Genomic DNA, 17,951 nt, shown 5'->3' on the forward strand with positions numbered 1-17,951 from the left:
GCACCGAATGTGGGATGCCCGCGCGCGAAAGGGAAGCGGCAAACGTGCCGATCTATGCGGCCTGCTTCACCCGCACCGCGCCCGCCATCGAAACCGGGCCGGCGGACAGCAGATCGACCGTCACGATGTCGCCGATCGCGGCATCGGTCATCATATGCACCGATTGCAGCCAGGGCGACTTGCCGAGCATCTGGCCGGGCAGCTTGGCCTTGCGCTCGATGAGGACGTCGCACGTCCGGCCCACGCTCGCCTGGTTGAACGCCTGCTGGTCGCGGCCCAGCGCGGCTTGCAGACGCTGCAGCCGTTCGTCCATCACCTCAGGCGGCACGGCGCCGGCGGTGTCGGCGGCTGGGGTGCCGGGGCGGGGGCTGTATTTGAACGAATAGGCCTGCGCGTAGCCGACCGCATCGACCAGCGCGAGCGTCTCGGCGAACTCCGCCTCCGTCTCGCCGGGAAAGCCGACGATGAAGTCGCCCGACAGCGCGATATCAGGGCGCACGGCGCGCACCCGGTCGAGCAGGCGCAGGTAGCTGTCGGAATTGTGGCTGCGGTTCATCGCCTTCAAGACGCGGTCGCTGCCCGCCTGCACCGGCAGATGCAGGAACGGCATCAGGCTCTCGACGTCGCCATGCGCGTCGATCAGGCCCTGTGCCATGTCGTTGGGATGGCTGGTCGTGTAGCGGATACGGGCGAGGCCGGGGATGCGGTCGAGCACGCGGATCAGGTCGTGCAGGCCCCGCCCGTCGTCGTCCCAGGCGTTGACGTTCTGGCCCAGCAGCGTGATCTCGCGCGCGCCGGCATCGACCAGCGCCTTCGCCTCGTCGACGATCGCCGCGAACGGACGGCTCACCTCGGCACCGCGCGTATAGGGCACGACGCAATAGGTGCAGAATTTGTCGCAGCCTTCCTGCACCGTCAGGAAAGCCGACGGCCCGACGCGACGCCGCGCGGGCAAGGCACCGAACTTCGACAGCAACGGCATATCGGTATCGAGACCTGGCGCGCCGCTCGCCGCCTGGGCGACGAGGCCGGGAAGGTTGTGATACGCCTGCGGCCCCACCACGACGTCGACGTTGGCACGGCGGACGATCTCCTCGCCCTCCGCCTGCGCAACGCAGCCAGCAACCGCGATCATCGGCGCGGCACGGTCAGCGACGCGGGCGTCCTTGCGCAGCCGGCCGATGTCCGAATAGACCTTCTCGGTGGCCTTTTCGCGGATATGGCAGGTGTTGAGCACGACCAAATCGGCGTCCGCCGCGTCGGCGGCGGCGGTCATGCCTTCCGCGGTCATCAGTTCGGCCATGCGCTCGCCGTCATAGACGTTCATTTGGCAACCGAAAGACTTGACGTGGAAGGTCTTGGGCGCAGGCTTGGGGCTATCCGTGGGGGTCATGGCCGCGGGCCATACAGGAATGGGCTCGGCGTCGCTAGCGCCCCCGCTTGACGGTCAGGCCGCGCCGATCGCCTCCCGCGCCCGCGCGGCGATCGCCTTGCGGCCGCCGATCTCGGCCGGGTCGAAGGTATCGAGCATGTGCAGCGTCACCGGAAACGTACCGCGGCGCCGCAGCACGCGCAGCGCATGGACCTGTCCCGGCTCGTCCCCGACCCACGCAAGCTCGGCGGTCGCCGGACCATAATCGATGCGCACCGGCTGCACCCGGCCGCCCGGCGGGGGCGGATCGAGCGCGGCGAGCAACGCCGCCTTGAACGGCAGCAGCGTCGTGCCGTCGCTGGTCGTGCCTTCGGGAAAGATCGTCACCGCCCAGCCTTCGGCCAGCGCTTCGCGCAGCCGTGCGATCTGCGCCGATACCTGCAACCGGTCCTCGCGCGTCACGAAGATCGTGCGGTTCAGCGTACACAGCCAGCCGACCAGCGGCGCTGCGCGCAGTTCCGCCTTGGCGACGAAGGCGCTGCCGGTCGCGCCGGCGATGGCGAGGATGTCGATCCAGCTCAGATGGTTGGCCAGGAACACGACGTCGCGCTTCAGCGGCCGGCCGATCACGCGCACGCGCGCGCCGACGATCCACGCGACGCTGCCCAGGAACAGGCGCGGCCAGGGCGAGGGCAGGCGGAACACCCGCCACAGGCCGTGGATGCAGAGCGCAGCGATCAGGGCGATCACCAGCGCCGCCAACCGGATCGCGAGGCGCAGGTTGGCGATCACGCGCCCGCGCTTACGCCTTGCGATCGAGGCTGACGCCGTACAATTCCATGCGATGGTCGACCAGGCGGAAGCCCAGCTTCTCGGCGATCGCCTTTTGCAGCTGCTCCAGTTCCGGATCGACGAATTCGATCACCTTGCCCGTCTCGACGTCGATCAGGTGATCGTGATGCGCTTCCGGCGACGGTTCGTAGCGCGCGCGGCCGTCGCCGAAATCGTGGCGATCCAGGATGCCGGCCTCTTCGAACAGGCGCACGGTGCGATAAACGGTGGCGATCGAAATGCCCGGGTCGATCAGCGAGGCGCGCTCATACACCTTTTCGACGTCGGGATGGTCTTCGGCTTCCGACAGGACGCGCGCGATGACGCGACGCTGTTCGGTGATGCGCAGGCCCTTCTGGTTGCACAGGGCTTCGAGGTCGATCTTGCGAGGCATGAGCACCGTGTAGAACAGTGCGCTTGTTGCGAAAAGCGAAACCGACTCGCAACAGTGATCGGATGCGACGATCGGTCGAGCCCGGTTGCGTTACACCGCCCGCCGATACGTATGCGCGTCGAACGCCTCGCCGCCGCGCCCGCGATAATAGCCGCGCCGCTCGCCCACCTTGGCAAAGCCCTGCTCGGTATACAGCGCCACCGCGGGATTGTTCGCCCGCACCTCCAGATGCAGGTCCGCGATGCCGGTCATCTGCGCCTCGGCGATCACCGCGCGCAGCAGGGCGGTGCCGATGCCCCGCCGACGAAAGGCCGGATCGACCGCGAGCAGCAGCAGTTCCGCCTCGTCCATCACGCTGCGCACCATCGCGAACCCGGCGGGCCGATCGTCGACCAGCGCCAGCGTCAGCCTTACGCCCGGCATCGCGAGCACGCCCAGGCACTGATTGCGGGTCCACGCCTCGCCATAGCGTGGGTCGAAGGCGGCGGTCATCAGCGCGTCGACCGTCGCGACGTCGCGCGGGTCGCCGGTGCGCAGCAGGATCTGGTGCGTCGCCATCAGGCCGTTGGCTCCGGCACGCGGCCGCCGGGCAGTTTGGCATCGGGTGCACGGCCATAGACCGGACGCGCGGGCAGCGTCTGCAACACCTCGGGCAGCAGCAACGCGTCGCGCGCATCGGGCAAAGCGGGCTGGCCGGCGAGGTCGGGGGCGACCTGTTGCAGCCAGCGCACGCCGTTGCCGACCGGATAGCGGTCGCCCAAAGCGGCGATCGCCGCTTCCGGCTTCAGCGAGGCGAGCGCATCGAGCGGTACCGGTCCCGCCGCAAAGCTCTGCACGAACACCTCGCCGTGCCCGCCCTCCAGCATCGCGGCGATCTGGCCCTCTCGCCCGCCGGCGAAGGCGGCAGCGGCGAGGAGCGACAAACTGGAATAGCCGGCAACGGTGCTGCCCCAGCCGAGCGCCAGCGCCCGGGCTGCGGCGATGCCGACGCGCAGGCCGGTGAAGCTGCCGGGGCCGACATCGACTAGGATATGCCCTGCGCGTCCGCCATCGGGCAAAGCGGCGATCATCGGCAGCAGCTGTTCGGCATGGCCGCGCCCGACCTCGCGATGCTCGGCTGCGATGGCCTGCCCGCCTTCGATCAGCGCGATCGAGCAGGCGGCGGTGGCGGTGTCGATGACGAGAGTGCGGGCAGTCATGATGAAGCGCCTGCTTTGCGGCAGCCCGCGCGTCGGGGCAAGATGCGAGTGGCGGTTACCACATGCCCCCCGTCACCCCGGACTTGGTCCGGGGTCCACTCTGCGGCGAAGGGAACGGCAAGAGGCTCCAGCTCCACCCCCGCGGTATAGTGGACCCCGGACCAAGTCCGGGGTAACGACGAATATGCGGAGGGACGCTCGCAAGCCCCGATCGGCGACGGATTTACGCGACCGTGTTGAATTTCTCGAACGCCGGCCGCGGCGAGCGCGGGTGCAGGCTGGCGGGATCGCCATAGCCCAAGGTGGCGATGAAGTTGCTGCGCACGCCCGGCTGGTCGGCGAAGAACGCCTTGTCCACCGCGCCCTGGTCGAAGCCCGACATCGGCCCGGTATCCAGCCCCAGCGCCCGTGCCGCCAGGATAAGATAGCCGCCCTGCAACGACGAATTGCGGAACGCAGACGCGACGCGCAATTCGGTATTGCCGTCGAACCATGCCTTGGCGTCGGTATGCGGGAACAGTTCGGGCAGGTGCTCGTGGAACTCGACGTCCATGCCGATGATGACGGTAACGGGCGCCTTCAGGATCTTGTCGCGATTGCCCTCGGACGCGCAGGCGGCGAGCTTCGCCTTGGCCTCGTCGCTGACGCACCAGACCAACCGCGCGGGCAGCTGGTTGGCGGAGGTCGGACCCCATTTCATCAGGTCCCAGATCTGGCGCAACTGCTCGTCGCTCACCGGGCGATCGGTATAGCCGTTGAACGTGCGCGCGGTGCGGAACAGCGTATCGAGCGCGGCATCCGACAGGGGAGCGGCCATCAGACGGCCCTCACTTCAGTGACTTCGGGAACATAATATTTCAGCAACTGCTCGATGCCGTTCTTCAGCGTCGCGCTGGACGACGGGCAGCCGGCGCATGCGCCCTGCATGCGCAGGTACACCTTGCCCTTGTCGAAGCCGCGATAGACGATGTCGCCACCGTCGTTCGCCACGGCCGGGCGGACGCGCGTGTCGATCAGTTCGCGGATCTGCGCGACGATCTCGGCATCGGCGGGGTCGTCGGTCGTCACCTCGTCGCTGTCGCCCGCCGGCACGCTGAAACCCGCGCTGCCTTGGCGGAACAGCGGCATGTTGGCGGCGAAATGGTCGAGCAGGATGGCGAGCACGTCGGGCTTCAGGCCGACCCAGTCGACGCCCGGCGCCGCCGTCACCGACACGAAGTCACGGCCGAAGAACACGCCGGTCACATCGCCCAGCGCGAACAGCATCTCGGCAAGCGGGCTTGCCTCCGCTTCCTCGGGCGTCGCGAAATCGCGCGTGCCCGCGTCCATGACGATGCGGCCCGGCAGGAACTTGAGTGTCGCCGGATTGGGTGTGGCTTCGGTCTCGATCAGCATGGGCGCCATGTGGACCGCAGGCGCGCCCGGATCAAGCACGGGCTTGGAAAGGCTTTGTTTCTGCCTGCGAAGCGGGGCGCCTCAGCCCACCCGCTCGCGATGCCCCGCCGGGAAGCCCGCGATCGCCAGCGCCGCGATCCGCTCCGCCACCACTTCCGGCGGCTTCACCGACTCCGGCGCCTCGCCCGGATAGGCGCGCGCGCGCATCTTGGTCCGCGTCGCGCCGGGGTCGAGGATCGCGGTACGGATGCCGCTGATCTCGCTCGTCTCGTCGCCATAGGCGCCGATCAGCGTCTCGAACGCCGCCTTGGACGCGCCATAGGCCCCCCAATAGGCGCGCGGGTTGCGCCCGACGCTGGAGGTGACGCCGATCACCTTGGCCGCCGGCGCCTTGCGCAGCATCGCGTCGAACGCCTGGATCATCGCCACTTGCGCACTGACGTTCAGCGTCAGCACCTGCGCGAATTCCTTGGGGTCGATCGCCGGCACCGCCGCCAGCGTGCCCAGCATGCCGGCGTTGAGCACCAGGACGTCCAGCGCCTGCCAGCGTTCGCCGACCGCGCTCGCCAGCCGGGCGATGCTGTCGGTCTGCGTCATGTCCAGCGGGGCGATCGTCGCCGATCCACCCGCGTCGAAGATCGTTTCTTCGACCGCCTCCAGGTCTTTCGCCGTCCGCGCGGTCAGCACGACATGCGCGCCCGCCGCCGCCAGCGCGATGGCGGTCGCGGCACCGATGCCGCGGCTGGCGCCGGTGACGAGCGCCAACTGGTTGTCGAGCGGTTTGGCCATCAGTTCACCCGCTCTTCGAGCATCGCGAACTGGTCGACGTCCGCCACGTCGTCATGGTCAGTCAGCGTCGTCGGATAGTCGCCGGTGAAGCAGGCGTCGCAATATTTCGGCAGACGCGACGCGCGCTGTTCCTCGCCCAGCGCCTTGTACAGGCCGTCGATCGATACGAAGGCGAGGGTGTCGGCATGGATAAAGTCGGTCATGCCGCCAACGTCATGCTTCGCCGCAAGCAACTTCGCCCGCTCCGGCGTGTCGACGCCATAGAAGCAGCTGTGCCGCGTCGGGGGCGAGGCGATACGCATATGTACCTCGGCTGCGCCGGCATCGCGCATCATCTGCACGATCTTCAGGCTGGTCGTGCCGCGCACGATCGAATCGTCGATCAGCACGATGCGCTTGCCCTTGATCAACGCGCGATTGGCATTGTGCTTCAGCTTGACGCCCAGGTGGCGCACCTTGTCGCCCGGCTGGATGAAGGTGCGGCCGACATAATGCGAACGGATGATGCCCAGCTCGAACGGAATGCCCGATTCCTGCGCATAGCCGATCGCGGCGGGCACGCCCGAATCGGGCACCGGGATGACGAGGTCGGCCTCGACCGGCGCCTCGATCGCCAGCTGCGCGCCGATCGCCTTGCGCACCGAATAGACCGACTGGTCGCCCGCGATCGAATCGGGGCGGCTGAAATACACCCATTCGAAGATGCACGGCCGCGGCGCCACCGCTTCGAACGGCTTGATCGAGCGGATGTCCGCACCCTGCACGATCACCAGCTCGCCCGGCTCCACCTGCCGCTCGAACGTCGCGCCGCACACGTCGAGCGCCACGGTTTCGGATGCGAAGATCACCGCGCCGTCCAGGCGCCCCATCACCAGCGGCCGGATGCCGAGCGGATCGCGACAGGCGATCATGCCCTCGGGCGTCATCACGACCAGGCTATAGGCACCCTCGACCTGCTTCAGCGCATCGATGAACCGGTCGAGCAGCGTCCGGTAGTTCGACGTCGCGACGAGGTGGATGATCGTCTCGGTATCGCTGGTCGACTGAAAGATCGACCCGCGCCTCACCAATTCGCGGCGCAGCTTCATCGCGTTGGAAATGTTGCCATTGTGCGCGACCGCGAAGCCGCCGGTCGACAGGTCGGCGTACAGCGGCTGGACGTTGCGCAGCGCCGTCTCGCCCGTCGTCGAATAGCGGACGTGGCCGACCGCGGTGGTGCCGGGCAGGGCGCGGATCACGTCGTCGCGATCGAAATTGCCCGCGACATGGCCCATCGCGCGATGCGTGTGGAACAGCGTGCCGTCGAAGCTGCTGATCCCGGCGGCTTCTTGTCCGCGGTGCTGCAGGGCGTGCAGCCCCAGCGCGACCAGCGCGGCGGCACTATCGCTGCCGGACACGCCGAACACGCCGCATTCCTCGCGCAGCGTATCGCCGTCTTCGGTCGTGGTTTCGAACGGATTGGTAGTCAGCATGGGGAGGGGGCTCACATGACGGCGGGTGGCCATATAGGAGCGCAATCCGGCTTTGTCGCGCATTTGTCATGACCGATCGAACCGTTTCCCCCGTCCGCTCGTTGTGGCGCTTTCGGGAGTGGAGTCGGACGATGGCGAAGGATCACGGCGCACAGATCAAGGACGACGGCCTGTACGAAGAGCTTCGCAAACAGGGCAATTCGAAGGAAAAGGCCGCGCGCATCGCCAACGCCAAGGCGAACGGATCGCTCGACCACAAGGCGACGCACCTCGAAGATCGCACCAAGGCCGACCTGATGAAGGAAGCCCGCGAGATCGGCATCGAAGGCCGATCGAAGATGGACAAGCCCGCGCTGATCAAGGCGATCCGCGGGCATAAGTGAGGGTCAATGCTAGAGGCGCGCGAACCTCACCCCACTTCACCCGTCACCCCGGACTTGTTCCGGGGTCCACCGGGCCGCCGGGGGTCGGCTGAAGCCTCTTATCATCCCCCCAGCCGCGGGGTGGACCCCGGAACAAGTCCGGGGTGACTGTGGGTTCGGGGATGCCTACCTCACCCCAGCGTTGTCACCCTTGCGGCGCACGCCGCCCAGATCCTCCGGCCCCTTCGCCACCGGAGCAGCCGCGGGCACCGGCGTCGCCGCCGCCACCGGCACGGCGCTCAGCAAAACCTGCTGCTTCATACACTGCCGCCGGTCCGCGCGTTTGGTGAGCGTACAATTCCACAACGGTCGCTCGATCCCCGCATCTCGATCGCGCCAGTAGCTGAACGCCATCGCCGCCACTTGCTCGGTCGTCAGCGGCGTCGCGGCGGGCGTGGCGGCGGCTTCCGTCCAGCCCGAAAAACGGCAGGTCTTGCGCTCGCCGCACGCCTTCATCGCCACCGCGGGATACAGGTCCGGCATCACGCCCTTTGGCAGCGTCGCGAGGATCGTCTCGTTCGTCCCGTCTGCCGCCGGCGCCGTCGCTGCGACCGTCGCGGCCGCACCGTCGTCGCCCAGCATCCCCAACGCCTCCGCCGCATCGAGCAGCGCGGTATCCGCCTCGGCCAGCGCCGCGCCGGTCTTGTGCGCATCGGACACGGGGGCGAGCTGGGCGATCACCGGCTCCGCGGAACTCACCTGCCGGTTGAACGCGGGCGGCGTGCCCCACCATCCCGTCCAGCGGAAGAACAGATGGCTATGCACCGCGACCACCTTGTCCAGGCTCGCCTGCCAATAGGGGACGACCCAGTCGGTGTGGTAATGGGTCGCATAGCCGACCGGCCGATAGACCGCGCCCGACAAGGCGGCGTCCGCCACGCCGCGCGCCCGCCGCCATTGGTCCGCGGTCGGGATCCAGCGGCTGAGCGCATGGTCGCAGGCGAAGCTGAACTGGCAGCCGGTGCTGCGCTCCTGCCCTTCGAAGATTACCCCGCAGATCGTCTTCGGAAACGCCGGATGCCGCAGCCGGTTGAGCACCACCTGCGCGACCGCGCGCTCCCCCTCGGCATCGTCGCCCGCCTCGTACAGCACGCCCGCCGCCATGCAGTCGAGCGCCCGCGCCCGATCTTCCGCGCCCCCGGCGAAGCGGAACGGCCGCGCCGCGGGATTGGGCAAGGTGGAGAACGGGATGGCGTCATTATACGCCTTGGCATCCTCGGCCGACAGGTCGACGAACGCGACCGGCTCGACGTCCGGCACCTCAGCGGCGGGCACGACGTGGCGTGGGGGCAGTCGAACCGCCTTATGCGCCTTCGGGATCGCCGGCGGGTGCGCCACTACCCACGCCGGCACGCCGATCGCCAACAAGGCGGTGACGGCCAGCACGGGGCGCAGCCAAAGGGGGTAGGGGGCCGCGCCGCCGTGATTCGCCGAAGTCATTACGGCTGCGTGTGCTTCGCCTTGGGGCCGGAAGCAATCCGGCGTCCACTCGCCCCATCCTCGTCATCCCCGCGAAGGCGGGGATCCAGACGCGCTAACGTTGCGAATCAAGCTGGGAGGTCAGCCAGTCTGGATTCCCGCCTGCGCCGGAATGACGGAAATGGGTCAGATGTGCCTTACTGCTCCGGCAGGAAGTCCGGCACCGACAGATAGCGCTCGCCCGTGTCGTAATTGAACCCGAGCACACGCACGTTATCCGGCAGATCCGGCAGCTTCTGCAGGATCGCCGCCAGCGTCGCGCCCGACGAAATCCCGACAAGGATGCCCTCTTCGCGCGCCGAACGCCGCGCCATGTCCTTGGCGACCGCGGCATCCACCTCGATCACGCCGTCCAGCGCCTGGGTGTGCAGGTTGCGCGGGATGAAGCCCGCCCCGATCCCCTGGATCGGGTGCGGCCCGGGCTGGCCGCCTGCGATCACCGGCGACGCCGCCGGCTCGACCGCGAAGACCTTCAGGTTTGGCCATGCCTTCTTCAGCGTCTCGGCAACGCCCGTGATATGGCCACCGGTGCCGACGCCGGTGATGATCACATCGATTGGCGAATCGCGGAAGTCGTTCAGGATTTCCTGCGCCGTCGTGCGGACATGGACGTCGACGTTCGCACCATTTTCGAACTGCTGCGGCATCCACGCACCCGGCGTCGCATGCACCAGCTCGATCGCACGCTCGATCGCGCCCTTCATGCCCTTTTCACGCGGGGTGAGATCGAACGTCGCGCCATAGGCGAGCATCAGCCGCCGCCGCTCCAGCGACATCGATTCGGGCATCACGAGGATCAGCTTATAGCCCTTCACCGCCGCGACCATGGCGAGGCCGACGCCAGTATTGCCGCTGGTCGGTTCGATGATCGTGCCGCCGGGCTTCAAGTCGCCGTTCGCCTCCGCCGCCTCGACCATGGCGAGCGCGATCCGGTCCTTGATCGATCCGCCGGGGTTCGACCGTTCCGATTTGATCCAGACCTCCGAATCGGGGAACAGCTTCGACACGCGGATGTGCGGCGTGTTGCCGATCGTTTCCAGGATGGTGTTGGCCTTCATGGCTTGGCGTCTCCGTGGCTAGGTTCGGTTTGCAGGATCTCTGGCGGGTCAAAGGTTCGCGCGGCGCCGAGTTCCGGAAACAGCCGCGCCCACAGCAAGGTCACACCGATCGCGCCCAGCCCGCCGAACACGACTGCGCCCACCGGGCCGAGCAGCGAGGCCATCACCCCGCTCTCGAATTCGCCCAGTTCGTTGGACGCCGAGATGGTCAGCTGCGACACCGCGCTCACCCGCCCGCGCATCGCGTCGGGGGTGTGGAGCTGGATCAGCGACTGGCGGACGTACACCGACACCATGTCCGCGCCGCCCGCGACGATCAGCGCGACGAGGCTGAGCAGGAACGCCGGATGGACAAACACCGCGACGCTGCCGAGCTGAACCGTCCGCGTCGTCAGCCCGAGTGCATCGGTGACGTGGCTCGCGATGCCGAAGGTCAGGATGGACAGGCCGAACACGACAACCGCTGCGAGCATCTTGACGCCGACATTGGTGCTCATCGGCTTGAACGAGAACCAGATCGCGGTGGTCGCCGCACCGATTCCCATGCCCGCGGCCAGCACGCCCAGTCCCTGCGACCCGACATGCAGGATGTCGCGCGCGTAGACGGGCAGCAGCGAGGTCGCACCGGCGAGCAGCACCGCGAACAGGTCCAGCGTGATCGCCGCCTGCACCAGCCGGTTGCGGCGGACGTAGGAAAAGCCCTCGGCGATTCGCGCCAGCGGCCGGTGGTCGGGCTGCGATGGCGGCTGCGGCACCGGGCCGATCAGGAACATGAACGTCAGCGCGACTGCGAACAGCGCGGTGGCGACGCCGTATGCGACCTCCGGGTGGATCGCGTAGAGCAGCCCGCCGACGCTGGGGCCGGCGATCGTGCCCACCTGCCACGCGATCGAGCTGACCGCGATCGCGGTCGGCAGGCTCTCGCGCGGCACCAGATTGGGCGCGAGTGCCGAATAGGCGGGCCCCGAAAACGCCCGCGCGATGCCGAACGCCACCGCCGCGGCGAACAGCGCGATCAGCGTCAGGTGCCCCGACCAGGTCAGGAACCACAGCATCCCCGCCGTCGCGACCAGCAGCGCGGTGGTGCTCCGTACGATCCAACGCCGGTCGACGCTGTCGGCGACCAGGCCCGTGACCGGGGTCAGCAGGAACAGCGGCACGAACTGCGCAAAGCCGATCATGCCCAGCATGAACGCCGCCTGCCGCACGTCCATCGTCACACGCGCCAGATTGTAGACCTGCCAGCCGATGACGATCGACATCGCCGATACGGCGATCGTCCCGCTGAACCGCGACAGCCAATAGGCGCGGAAGTTGGCGATGCGGAACGGATGGACGGGGCGCGTGCTCATGTCGGACGAGCTTTGGCGCGGGCCGAGGGGAAGGGCAACATAGTTGCGCTTTGGTGCCCCTCATGTTCTGCCCACTCTTCGTCATCCCGGCGGACGCCGGGATCCATGGTTGCGGGCGGCTGATGGTGATGCGCCATCGCGAGCGTCGCGTGTCCGTGGATCCCGGCGTGCGCCGGGATGACGAAAGAAGCCACCAGAAACGCTACGTCACAGCCATCTTACCCCAGGGAATTGATGTTCCCCGTGAACCCGGCCTATAGGCTCGGTCACATCCCCAGGACCGTTGAGGTAATACGTGGCCAAATCGCCTGCTCCTCCCGCCGTACCGCTCAGCAATCGTGAGCGCCCCGCCGATCCCAAGCCGTTCGAGGCGACGAAGGAGCAACTGCTCGACTTTTACAAGCAGATGCTGCTGATCCGCCGGTTCGAGGAAAAGGCGGGCCAGCTCTATGGCTTGGGCTTCATCGGCGGCTTCTGTCACCTGTACATCGGCCAGGAAGCGGTCGCGGTCGGCCTGCAGTCGGCGCTGGACGGCGACAAGGATTCGGTGATCACCGGCTATCGCGACCACGGCCACATGCTCGCCTATGGCATCGACCCCAAGGTCATCATGGCCGAACTGACCGGCCGCGCGGCCGGCATCAGCCGCGGCAAGGGCGGCTCGATGCACATGTTCTCGACCGAACATAAGTTCTACGGCGGCCACGGCATCGTCGGCGCGCAGGTGTCACTCGGCACCGGCCTCGCCTTCGGCCACAAGTACAGCAACGACGGCGGCGTCTGCCTCGCCTATTTCGGTGACGGCGCGGCCAACCAGGGCCAGGTCTACGAAAGCTTCAACATGGCGGAGTTGTGGAAGCTCCCGATCATCTTCGTGATCGAGAACAACCAATACGCCATGGGCACCAGCGTCAACCGCGCCTCGTCGGAAGACCAGCTGTACCGCCGCGGCGAAAGCTTCCGCATCCCCGGCATCCAGGTCGACGGCATGGACGTGCTCGCCTGCCGCGGTGCCGCCGAGGAAGCGCTCGCCTGGGTGCGTGCGGGCAAGGGCCCCGTCATCCTCGAGATGAAGACCTATCGCTACCGCGGCCACTCGATGTCCGACCCTGCCAAGTACCGCAGCCGCGAGGAAGTGCAGGGCGTCCGCGACAAGTCCGACCCCATCGACCACGTCAAGAAGCTGCTTGAGGGCCACGGTGTGACCGAGGCCGATCTCAAGACGCTCGAACAGGATATCCGCAAGATCGTGAACGAAGCCGCCGATTTCGCCGAAAGCACGCCCGAGCCCGAAGAGGCCGAGCTGTATACCGACGTGCTGGTGGAGACGTACTGAGATGGCGATCGAGATTAAGATGCCGGCGCTGTCGCCGACGATGGAAGAGGGCACGCTCGCCAAGTGGCTCGTCAAGGAAGGCGACACGGTGAAGTCCGGCGACATCATGGCCGAGATCGAAACCGACAAGGCGACGATGGAATTCGAAGCCGTCGACGAAGGCACGATCGGCAAGATCGTCGTTGCCGAGGGCACCGATAACGTGAAGGTCGGCGAAGTCATCGCCGTGCTGCTCGAAGACGGCGAGAGCGCCGATTCGGTCGCCACGACGAAGAGCGACAGCCCCAAGGCGGACGAGGCCAAGCCGGCGGACAAGGTCGAGGATTCGGCTCACCCCGCGCAGGAGAAGGTCGAGACCGGCACGCGCCAGATGTTCGAAGCGGCCGAGAACGAGGGCAAGCAGGACCCGGCGATCCCCGAAGGCACCGAGATGGTGAAGACCACCGTCCGCGAAGCGCTGCGCGACGCGATGGCCGAGGAAATGCGCCGCGACGAGCGCGTGTTCGTGATGGGCGAGGAAGTCGCCCAGTATCAGGGCGCGTACAAGGTGACGCAGGGCCTGCTCGACGAGTTCGGCGACAAGCGCGTCATCGACACGCCGATCACCGAATATGGCTTTGCCGGCGTCGGCACCGGTGCGGCGATGGGCGGCCTGCGCCCTATCATCGAATTCATGACGTTCAACTTCGCCATGCAGGCGATCGACCACATCATCAATTCGGCGGCCAAGACCAACTATATGTCCGGCGGCCAGATGCGCTGCCCGATCGTGTTCCGCGGTCCGAACGGCGCAGCGAGCCGCGTCGGCGCGCAGCACAGCCAGAACTACGGTCCGTGGTACGCCAGCGTTCCCGGCCTGATCGTCATCGCGCCGTACGATGCGGCCGACGCCAAGGGCCTGCTGAAGGCTGCGATCCGCAGCGAAGACCCCGTCGTCTTCCTCGAAAACGAGCTGATGTATGGCCGCTCGTTCGACGTGCCCAAGCTCGACGATCACGTCCTGCCGATCGGCAAGGCGCGGATCATGCGCGAAGGCAAGCACGTCACGTTGGTCAGCTATTCGATCGGCGTCGGCCTCGCGCTCGAAGCCGCCGAGACGTTGGCGAAGGACGGCGTCGAGGCGGAGGTCATCGATCTGCGCACGCTGCGCCCGCTCGACACCAAGACGGTGCTGAAGAGCCTCGCCAAGACCAACCGCCTCGTCGTGGTCGAGGAAGGTTGGCCGACCTGCTCGATCGCCAGCGAGATCGCCGCGGTGGTGATGGAACAGGGCTTCGACGACCTCGACGCGCCGGTGCTGCGCGTCACCAACGAGGACGTGCCGCTGCCTTATGCCGCGAACCTCGAAAAGAAGGCGCTGATCGATGCCGCGAAGATCGTCGCGACCGTCAAGAAGATCGTCTGATACGGATAGGAAGGGGGCGGCTGCGCCGTCCCCTTCGACCGCTTACGCCGCGAACAGGTCGCAGGTCGACGGCGTCGCCGAATTGAGCGGATTGTAGATCTGCCGGAAGTCGCGATTGTTGCGGACGATCATCGACGCGACGTAATGCATGCGGAACGGCTTCGCGAGCCACGCGCTGACCAGCGGCTGATACTGGTAATTCACCTCGACGAAGATCACGCCCGTATCGGCGGGCGCGCTGACCATTCGGCCGGGATCGCCCATGCCGTTGGGAGCCAAGGTGCCGGCATCCGATGACGTCGCGGTCGACCCGGCGGTCGCCGACGTCGTGCCATAGCTCGACTCGTAGCCTGCACCGCGCTTCATACCCATGCATCGCTGCCAGTGAATGCGCTGCACGCGCGCGCTATCATAGCTCTGCTGGATATATTCCAGGCTAGAGATCGTGACCCGGCCGTACGTCCCAAGCTTCAGCGGCGCACCCTGCAACCGCGCCGCCTGGAGCACGTCGTTCATGTCGCCGTCGCGCATCTGTTCGATGTTGTTCGCCCCCATCTGCCCCATGCGAGAGGCATTGTCGGCAAGGGCGAGCGTGATCTGGCTGATCCGCATATGCGTCAGGGCCTGGTTGCCCATCTCCGCGCCATACAGGCCGAGCGCCAGCACGACCGGCCCGGCGAAGGCGAATTCGATCATCGCCACGCCGCGGCGGTTGCGCGCTAGCTGCCGCCACAGGGCCTTGGGCCGGGGGGTCAATTGCATAGACGGTTCACCGTCGGCGCCGCCTGCGTGGCATAGGGCTGGTTCTTCAGCAGCGTCTCGGCAGTCACCGTCTGATAGGGCGAGGCGCCGATCAGCGGCGCGACCGGGAATATCCGCGGATAGGTGATACGGATCCGGTACAGCGTCACGTCGTTCGCGCCGCCCTGGCCGGTCGTGCCCGGCTCCGCATCCCAGCTGCCGTTACCGTTGATATCGCGATAGCATTCGCCCGGATCGCGCTGGTTGTTGCCGTTGGTATCCTCGAACGGTTCGGGGCCGACGGCGCCGAACGTCGCGTAGCTGAGCCGCGTCGAGCAATAGGTGCCGGGCCCCGGCGTGGTGGCGCAGGACGCGGTCGGCATCGCCATGACGCCCGTCATCATCTGCAGCACGCGTGCGTCGATGGTCGCGGTCTGCTGCGCGCCGCCCTGGATCCCCGAATCGCGCGCCGCCTTCTGGATCGCGCCGTACAGCAGCTGCTTGACGTACATCTGGTACAGCATGTCGCCGAGGCCCATCATCATCAGCGCCATCACCGGAAAGATGATCGCGAATTCGACGAGGGTGACGCCGCGCCGGTCGCGACCCAGCCGCGACAGCAGCCCGCGGCCGATCCTCATTTCGACACCCGCAGCAGCGCCACCTGGTTCGCGATCCGGCGGAAGGCCGCATCCAGCGACGCATTGTCACTGGCGTAGAATGCTTGGCCGGGCGAGGCGCATTGCGTCAGCTGCGGTGTCAGCGTCTGGCCGAAACCGATGACGAACACGGTGATGTTTCGCGCCTTGGCCGCGGTGCATTCCGCGAGGAAGCGCGCGTTGTGGTACGCGGTCAAATTGCCGGTATCGCCGTTGGAGACACGCCCGTCATACGCCTCCAGCCCGTACATGCCGTAAATGGCGGCGTTGGGCGCCATGTCGCCGTCGGTCATGAAGACGATGTAGCGGTTGGGCGTCTGCCGGCCCGCCGCAGCCGCGGTGTCGGACGCGAACAGGCCGGTCGGCGACAACAGGCGCGTGCCCCAGATCATGCCGGTATCGTGATACGTGCCGCCCTGCGCCTTGAAATCCACCGCGTTGACGTAATCCGACACGTCGGTGCGGTTCATCGGCCCCAGCCGCCGCACGGGCTTGCCGCACGAGACATAGGCGGCGCGCAGGTTCGCCGGATAGGCGAGCGACGTCCACGCGACCGTCGCCGACGTCGTCGTGGTCGAATAATCGCCATAGACGAAGGGCGAAGACGGCGTGTTGGGCTTGATGACGTTGCCCGAATAGGCGTTGGAATTGTTGCGGTAATAGGTGACCTCTGGCCACATCGGCCGCCAGCGGGTCGCATCGCTCGTCGGCAGCGCATCGGGATCGAGATCGGGCGGCAGATTGTTCTGGTCGAACGTCGTCGCGCCGCTGATGGTGTCGCGCTCCTCCAGGCACCCCTGCCATTTCGCCGTCGCACCCGAAACCTTGCTGGGATCGACCACGGCGTTGCCCAGCTTGAATTGGCTGAGGTCCAGCGTGACGGGCATATATTGCCACGACGGCTTCTTGGGGACGGTGGTCGTGTTGCAGGTGCCGCCGTTCGAACTGTTCCAGTCGGTCGTCACATATTCCGCGGTGCCGTCGGTCCGGAACGTGTAGCGCGTGCTGCCATCGGAGTTCGTCTGCAGCGCCGGCGTGCGACCGGTCGCGCGCTTGTCGCAGGTGGGCCGCGACGTGTTCGTCGTGGTGCTGACGCGCGTGTTGGTCCAGCCGGAATAATAGGAATAGGTCCAGCCGCCGTTGTCGTTGTCATCCTCCCCGACGATCTTGCGCGACTGGTAGGTCCAGTTGTCGACGATCGCGCTCGACGGCAGCGCGAAGCCGGCGTTGACGGTCGAGGTATAGGTAACGAACCCGTATCGAACGCGGGTCGAACTGTCCTTGTTCGCCTCCATCGTGTCGAAGAAGCTGAGCACGGCGGAGCGCAGGCCGGAAATCTTCGATCCAGTCGCCTCGACCGCATAATAGCCGGTCGTCCCGTCGGGACGGGTGTAGGTGCTGGTCTGGTTCGTGCAGCTGTTGGCGGGCGTGCAGGCCATCGACCCGGTCGTGTCGAGCACGAACATGACGTCCGAATCGGCGACGTCGAAGCGCGCTTCGCAGTTCACCGTCATCGTCCGCGCCGGCATCCCGAACATCTTCATCACCGTCGTCGGCACCCGGACGGAGGCGGTGCCGGCGACCTGATTGTCGCTCGTCTTGGTCGGCGTGAAGGGCACGGTCGCGCTGGTATAGGCCGGCGTCCCCATGATCCCGCTGGGGAAGTTGTTGGCGAAGAACGTCTTTGCCGTCGCCGCCGCGGCTGCGTCCAGCGTACTGCTGCTGCTGTCGGCCATCGCCTTGCGGCCGGCCAGCGCGCCCGCATCGCACGCCTGCTGCAACCGCACCTTCACCAGATACATGCGCCCGAAATCGACCGCCGATCCGGTGAGCGCTGACATCGGGATCAGGAAGGCCGCGAGCATCGCGAGCGTATTGCCGCCCTTCGCCCGGGCGAAGCGGGACAGGAACGAAGGCTGGCCGTTGGTATCCGTCAGTTGCCGATCGATCGTCACGCCGCGCGAGCCCTGTCCATAATCGACTGATATTCTAAGCGCTTAATGCTGACGATTACGTAAATGCCGTGTCCGGTCCGGTCCTATCGCTC

General features: G+C 67.0%; 18 protein-coding genes. 3 read left to right on the forward strand and 15 right to left on the reverse strand.

All coding sequences use genetic code 11. The features are described 5' to 3' along the window. Nucleotides 1-52 precede the first annotated feature (52 nt). The 9 genes from miaB to purF form a co-directional block, all read right to left on the reverse strand. Nucleotides 53-1,393 carry a tRNA (N6-isopentenyl adenosine(37)-C2)-methylthiotransferase MiaB gene (gene miaB, locus SPHME3_RS0112000; RefSeq protein ID WP_081609132.1) on the reverse strand — a complete coding sequence of 447 codons (1,341 nt, stop codon included), beginning with the start codon at nt 1,391-1,393 and terminating at the stop codon, nt 53-55. Between the two features lie 54 nt (nt 1,394-1,447). Then, complete coding sequence (locus SPHME3_RS0112005) at nt 1,448-2,164, reverse strand: lysophospholipid acyltransferase family protein (protein ID WP_017978917.1); 717 nt, start codon at nt 2,162-2,164, stop codon at nt 1,448-1,450. Between the two features lie 10 nt (nt 2,165-2,174). Next, a complete protein-coding gene (locus tag SPHME3_RS0112010; RefSeq protein ID WP_017978916.1) occupies nt 2,175-2,597 on the reverse strand; it encodes a Fur family transcriptional regulator in 423 nt (140 codons plus the stop codon). Between the two features lie 90 nt (nt 2,598-2,687). Continuing rightward, on the reverse strand, nt 2,688-3,155 hold the full coding sequence (locus SPHME3_RS0112015; RefSeq protein WP_017978915.1) for a GNAT family N-acetyltransferase: 468 nt from the start codon (nt 3,153-3,155) through the stop codon (nt 2,688-2,690). After that, nucleotides 3,155-3,796 carry a tRNA (adenosine(37)-N6)-threonylcarbamoyltransferase complex dimerization subunit type 1 TsaB gene (gene tsaB, locus SPHME3_RS0112020; RefSeq protein ID WP_017978914.1) on the reverse strand — a complete coding sequence of 214 codons (642 nt, stop codon included), beginning with the start codon at nt 3,794-3,796 and terminating at the stop codon, nt 3,155-3,157. Before tsaB ends, SPHME3_RS0112015 begins: the two co-directional genes overlap by 1 nt. A gap of 223 nt (nt 3,797-4,019) precedes the next feature. Continuing rightward, nucleotides 4,020-4,613, reverse strand: coding sequence for a malonic semialdehyde reductase (locus SPHME3_RS0112025; RefSeq protein WP_017978913.1), 594 nt, complete (start codon nt 4,611-4,613; stop codon nt 4,020-4,022). Next, a complete protein-coding gene (locus tag SPHME3_RS0112030) occupies nt 4,613-5,191 on the reverse strand; it encodes a NifU family protein (protein ID WP_024310548.1) in 579 nt (192 codons plus the stop codon). The genes SPHME3_RS0112025 and SPHME3_RS0112030 overlap by 1 nt, the downstream gene beginning before the upstream one ends. An 81-nt stretch (nt 5,192-5,272) precedes the next feature. Continuing rightward, the gene (locus SPHME3_RS0112035) at nt 5,273-5,980 is read right to left on the reverse strand and encodes an SDR family NAD(P)-dependent oxidoreductase (protein ID WP_017978911.1); all 708 of its coding nucleotides are present in this window, start codon (nt 5,978-5,980) and stop codon (nt 5,273-5,275) included. Further along, the gene (gene purF, locus SPHME3_RS0112040) at nt 5,980-7,452 is read right to left on the reverse strand and encodes an amidophosphoribosyltransferase (protein ID WP_017978910.1); all 1,473 of its coding nucleotides are present in this window, start codon (nt 7,450-7,452) and stop codon (nt 5,980-5,982) included. The genes SPHME3_RS0112035 and purF overlap by 1 nt, the downstream gene beginning before the upstream one ends. A 131-nt stretch (nt 7,453-7,583) precedes the next feature. Between purF and SPHME3_RS0112045 the strand changes: the two genes are divergently transcribed. Continuing rightward, on the forward strand, nt 7,584-7,835 hold the full coding sequence (locus SPHME3_RS0112045) for a DUF7218 family protein (RefSeq protein WP_017978909.1): 252 nt from the start codon (nt 7,584-7,586) through the stop codon (nt 7,833-7,835). Between the two features lie 165 nt (nt 7,836-8,000). Here the strand turns inward: SPHME3_RS0112045 and SPHME3_RS0112050 are convergent, their stop codons facing one another. The 3 genes from SPHME3_RS0112050 to SPHME3_RS0112060 form a co-directional block, all read right to left on the reverse strand. Continuing rightward, the gene (locus SPHME3_RS0112050; protein WP_231292014.1) at nt 8,001-9,260 is read right to left on the reverse strand and encodes a cell wall hydrolase; all 1,260 of its coding nucleotides are present in this window, start codon (nt 9,258-9,260) and stop codon (nt 8,001-8,003) included. A gap of 230 nt (nt 9,261-9,490) precedes the next feature. Further along, nucleotides 9,491-10,411 (reverse strand): cysteine synthase A, encoded by a 921-nt coding sequence (gene cysK / locus SPHME3_RS0112055; protein ID WP_017978907.1) that lies wholly within the window; start codon nt 10,409-10,411, stop codon nt 9,491-9,493. Then, complete coding sequence (locus tag SPHME3_RS0112060) at nt 10,408-11,763, reverse strand: MFS transporter (protein WP_017978906.1); 1,356 nt, start codon at nt 11,761-11,763, stop codon at nt 10,408-10,410. Before SPHME3_RS0112060 ends, cysK begins: the two co-directional genes overlap by 4 nt. A 295-nt stretch (nt 11,764-12,058) precedes the next feature. Here SPHME3_RS0112060 and pdhA point away from each other — a divergent pair, with 295 nt between their 5' ends. Both pdhA and SPHME3_RS0112070 read left to right on the forward strand, forming a co-directional pair. Continuing rightward, the gene (gene pdhA / locus SPHME3_RS0112065) at nt 12,059-13,099 is read left to right on the forward strand and encodes a pyruvate dehydrogenase (acetyl-transferring) E1 component subunit alpha (RefSeq protein ID WP_017978905.1); all 1,041 of its coding nucleotides are present in this window, start codon (nt 12,059-12,061) and stop codon (nt 13,097-13,099) included. A gap of 1 nt (nt 13,100) precedes the next feature. Continuing rightward, the gene (locus tag SPHME3_RS0112070; RefSeq protein ID WP_017978904.1) at nt 13,101-14,504 is read left to right on the forward strand and encodes a pyruvate dehydrogenase complex E1 component subunit beta; all 1,404 of its coding nucleotides are present in this window, start codon (nt 13,101-13,103) and stop codon (nt 14,502-14,504) included. A gap of 42 nt (nt 14,505-14,546) precedes the next feature. Here SPHME3_RS0112070 and SPHME3_RS0112075 read toward each other — a convergent pair whose 3' ends face one another. From SPHME3_RS0112075 to SPHME3_RS0112085, 3 genes are read right to left on the reverse strand one after another with little or no spacing between them, the layout of a single operon-like run. Beyond that, nucleotides 14,547-15,266: a TadE/TadG family type IV pilus assembly protein gene (locus tag SPHME3_RS0112075; protein ID WP_017978903.1), complete on the reverse strand. Its 720-nt coding sequence runs from the start codon at nt 15,264-15,266 to the stop codon at nt 14,547-14,549. After that, nucleotides 15,257-15,886, reverse strand: a complete 630-nt coding sequence (locus SPHME3_RS0112080; RefSeq protein WP_017978902.1) for a TadE/TadG family type IV pilus assembly protein — start codon at nt 15,884-15,886, stop codon at nt 15,257-15,259. The genes SPHME3_RS0112075 and SPHME3_RS0112080 overlap by 10 nt, the downstream gene beginning before the upstream one ends. Further along, on the reverse strand, nt 15,883-17,859 hold the full coding sequence (locus tag SPHME3_RS0112085; protein WP_017978901.1) for a TadE/TadG family type IV pilus assembly protein: 1,977 nt from the start codon (nt 17,857-17,859) through the stop codon (nt 15,883-15,885). Before SPHME3_RS0112085 ends, SPHME3_RS0112080 begins: the two co-directional genes overlap by 4 nt. Between the last annotated feature and the right edge of the window lie 92 nt (nt 17,860-17,951).

Source organism: Sphingomonas melonis DAPP-PG 224 (assembly GCF_000379045.1).
Taxonomy (GTDB): Bacteria; Pseudomonadota; Alphaproteobacteria; order Sphingomonadales; family Sphingomonadaceae; genus Sphingomonas; species Sphingomonas aquatilis.

Excerpts from the sequence above, each read along its gene's own strand:
- miaB (WP_081609132.1), bottom strand. The coding sequence starts at position 1,393 with ATGACCCCCACGGATAGCCCCAAGCCTGCGCCCAAGACCTTCCACGTC.
- SPHME3_RS0112010 (WP_017978916.1), bottom strand. The coding sequence starts at position 2,597 with ATGCCTCGCAAGATCGACCTCGAAGCCCTGTGCAACCAGAAGGGCCTG.
- SPHME3_RS0112015 (WP_017978915.1), bottom strand. The coding sequence starts at position 3,155 with ATGGCGACGCACCAGATCCTGCTGCGCACCGGCGACCCGCGCGACGTC.
- tsaB (WP_017978914.1), bottom strand. The coding sequence starts at position 3,796 with ATGACTGCCCGCACTCTCGTCATCGACACCGCCACCGCCGCCTGCTCG.
- SPHME3_RS0112025 (WP_017978913.1), bottom strand. The coding sequence starts at position 4,613 with ATGGCCGCTCCCCTGTCGGATGCCGCGCTCGATACGCTGTTCCGCACC.
- SPHME3_RS0112030 (WP_024310548.1), bottom strand. The coding sequence starts at position 5,191 with ATGCTGATCGAGACCGAAGCCACACCCAATCCGGCGACACTCAAGTTC.
- SPHME3_RS0112035 (WP_017978911.1), bottom strand. The coding sequence starts at position 5,980 with ATGGCCAAACCGCTCGACAACCAGTTGGCGCTCGTCACCGGCGCCAGC.
- purF (WP_017978910.1), bottom strand. The coding sequence starts at position 7,452 with ATGCTGACTACCAATCCGTTCGAAACCACGACCGAAGACGGCGATACG.
- SPHME3_RS0112045 (WP_017978909.1), top strand. The coding sequence starts at position 7,584 with ATGGCGAAGGATCACGGCGCACAGATCAAGGACGACGGCCTGTACGAA.
- cysK (WP_017978907.1), bottom strand. The coding sequence starts at position 10,411 with ATGAAGGCCAACACCATCCTGGAAACGATCGGCAACACGCCGCACATC.
- SPHME3_RS0112060 (WP_017978906.1), bottom strand. The coding sequence starts at position 11,763 with ATGAGCACGCGCCCCGTCCATCCGTTCCGCATCGCCAACTTCCGCGCC.
- SPHME3_RS0112070 (WP_017978904.1), top strand. The coding sequence starts at position 13,101 with ATGGCGATCGAGATTAAGATGCCGGCGCTGTCGCCGACGATGGAAGAG.
- SPHME3_RS0112075 (WP_017978903.1), bottom strand. The coding sequence starts at position 15,266 with ATGCAATTGACCCCCCGGCCCAAGGCCCTGTGGCGGCAGCTAGCGCGC.
- SPHME3_RS0112080 (WP_017978902.1), bottom strand. The coding sequence starts at position 15,886 with ATGAGGATCGGCCGCGGGCTGCTGTCGCGGCTGGGTCGCGACCGGCGC.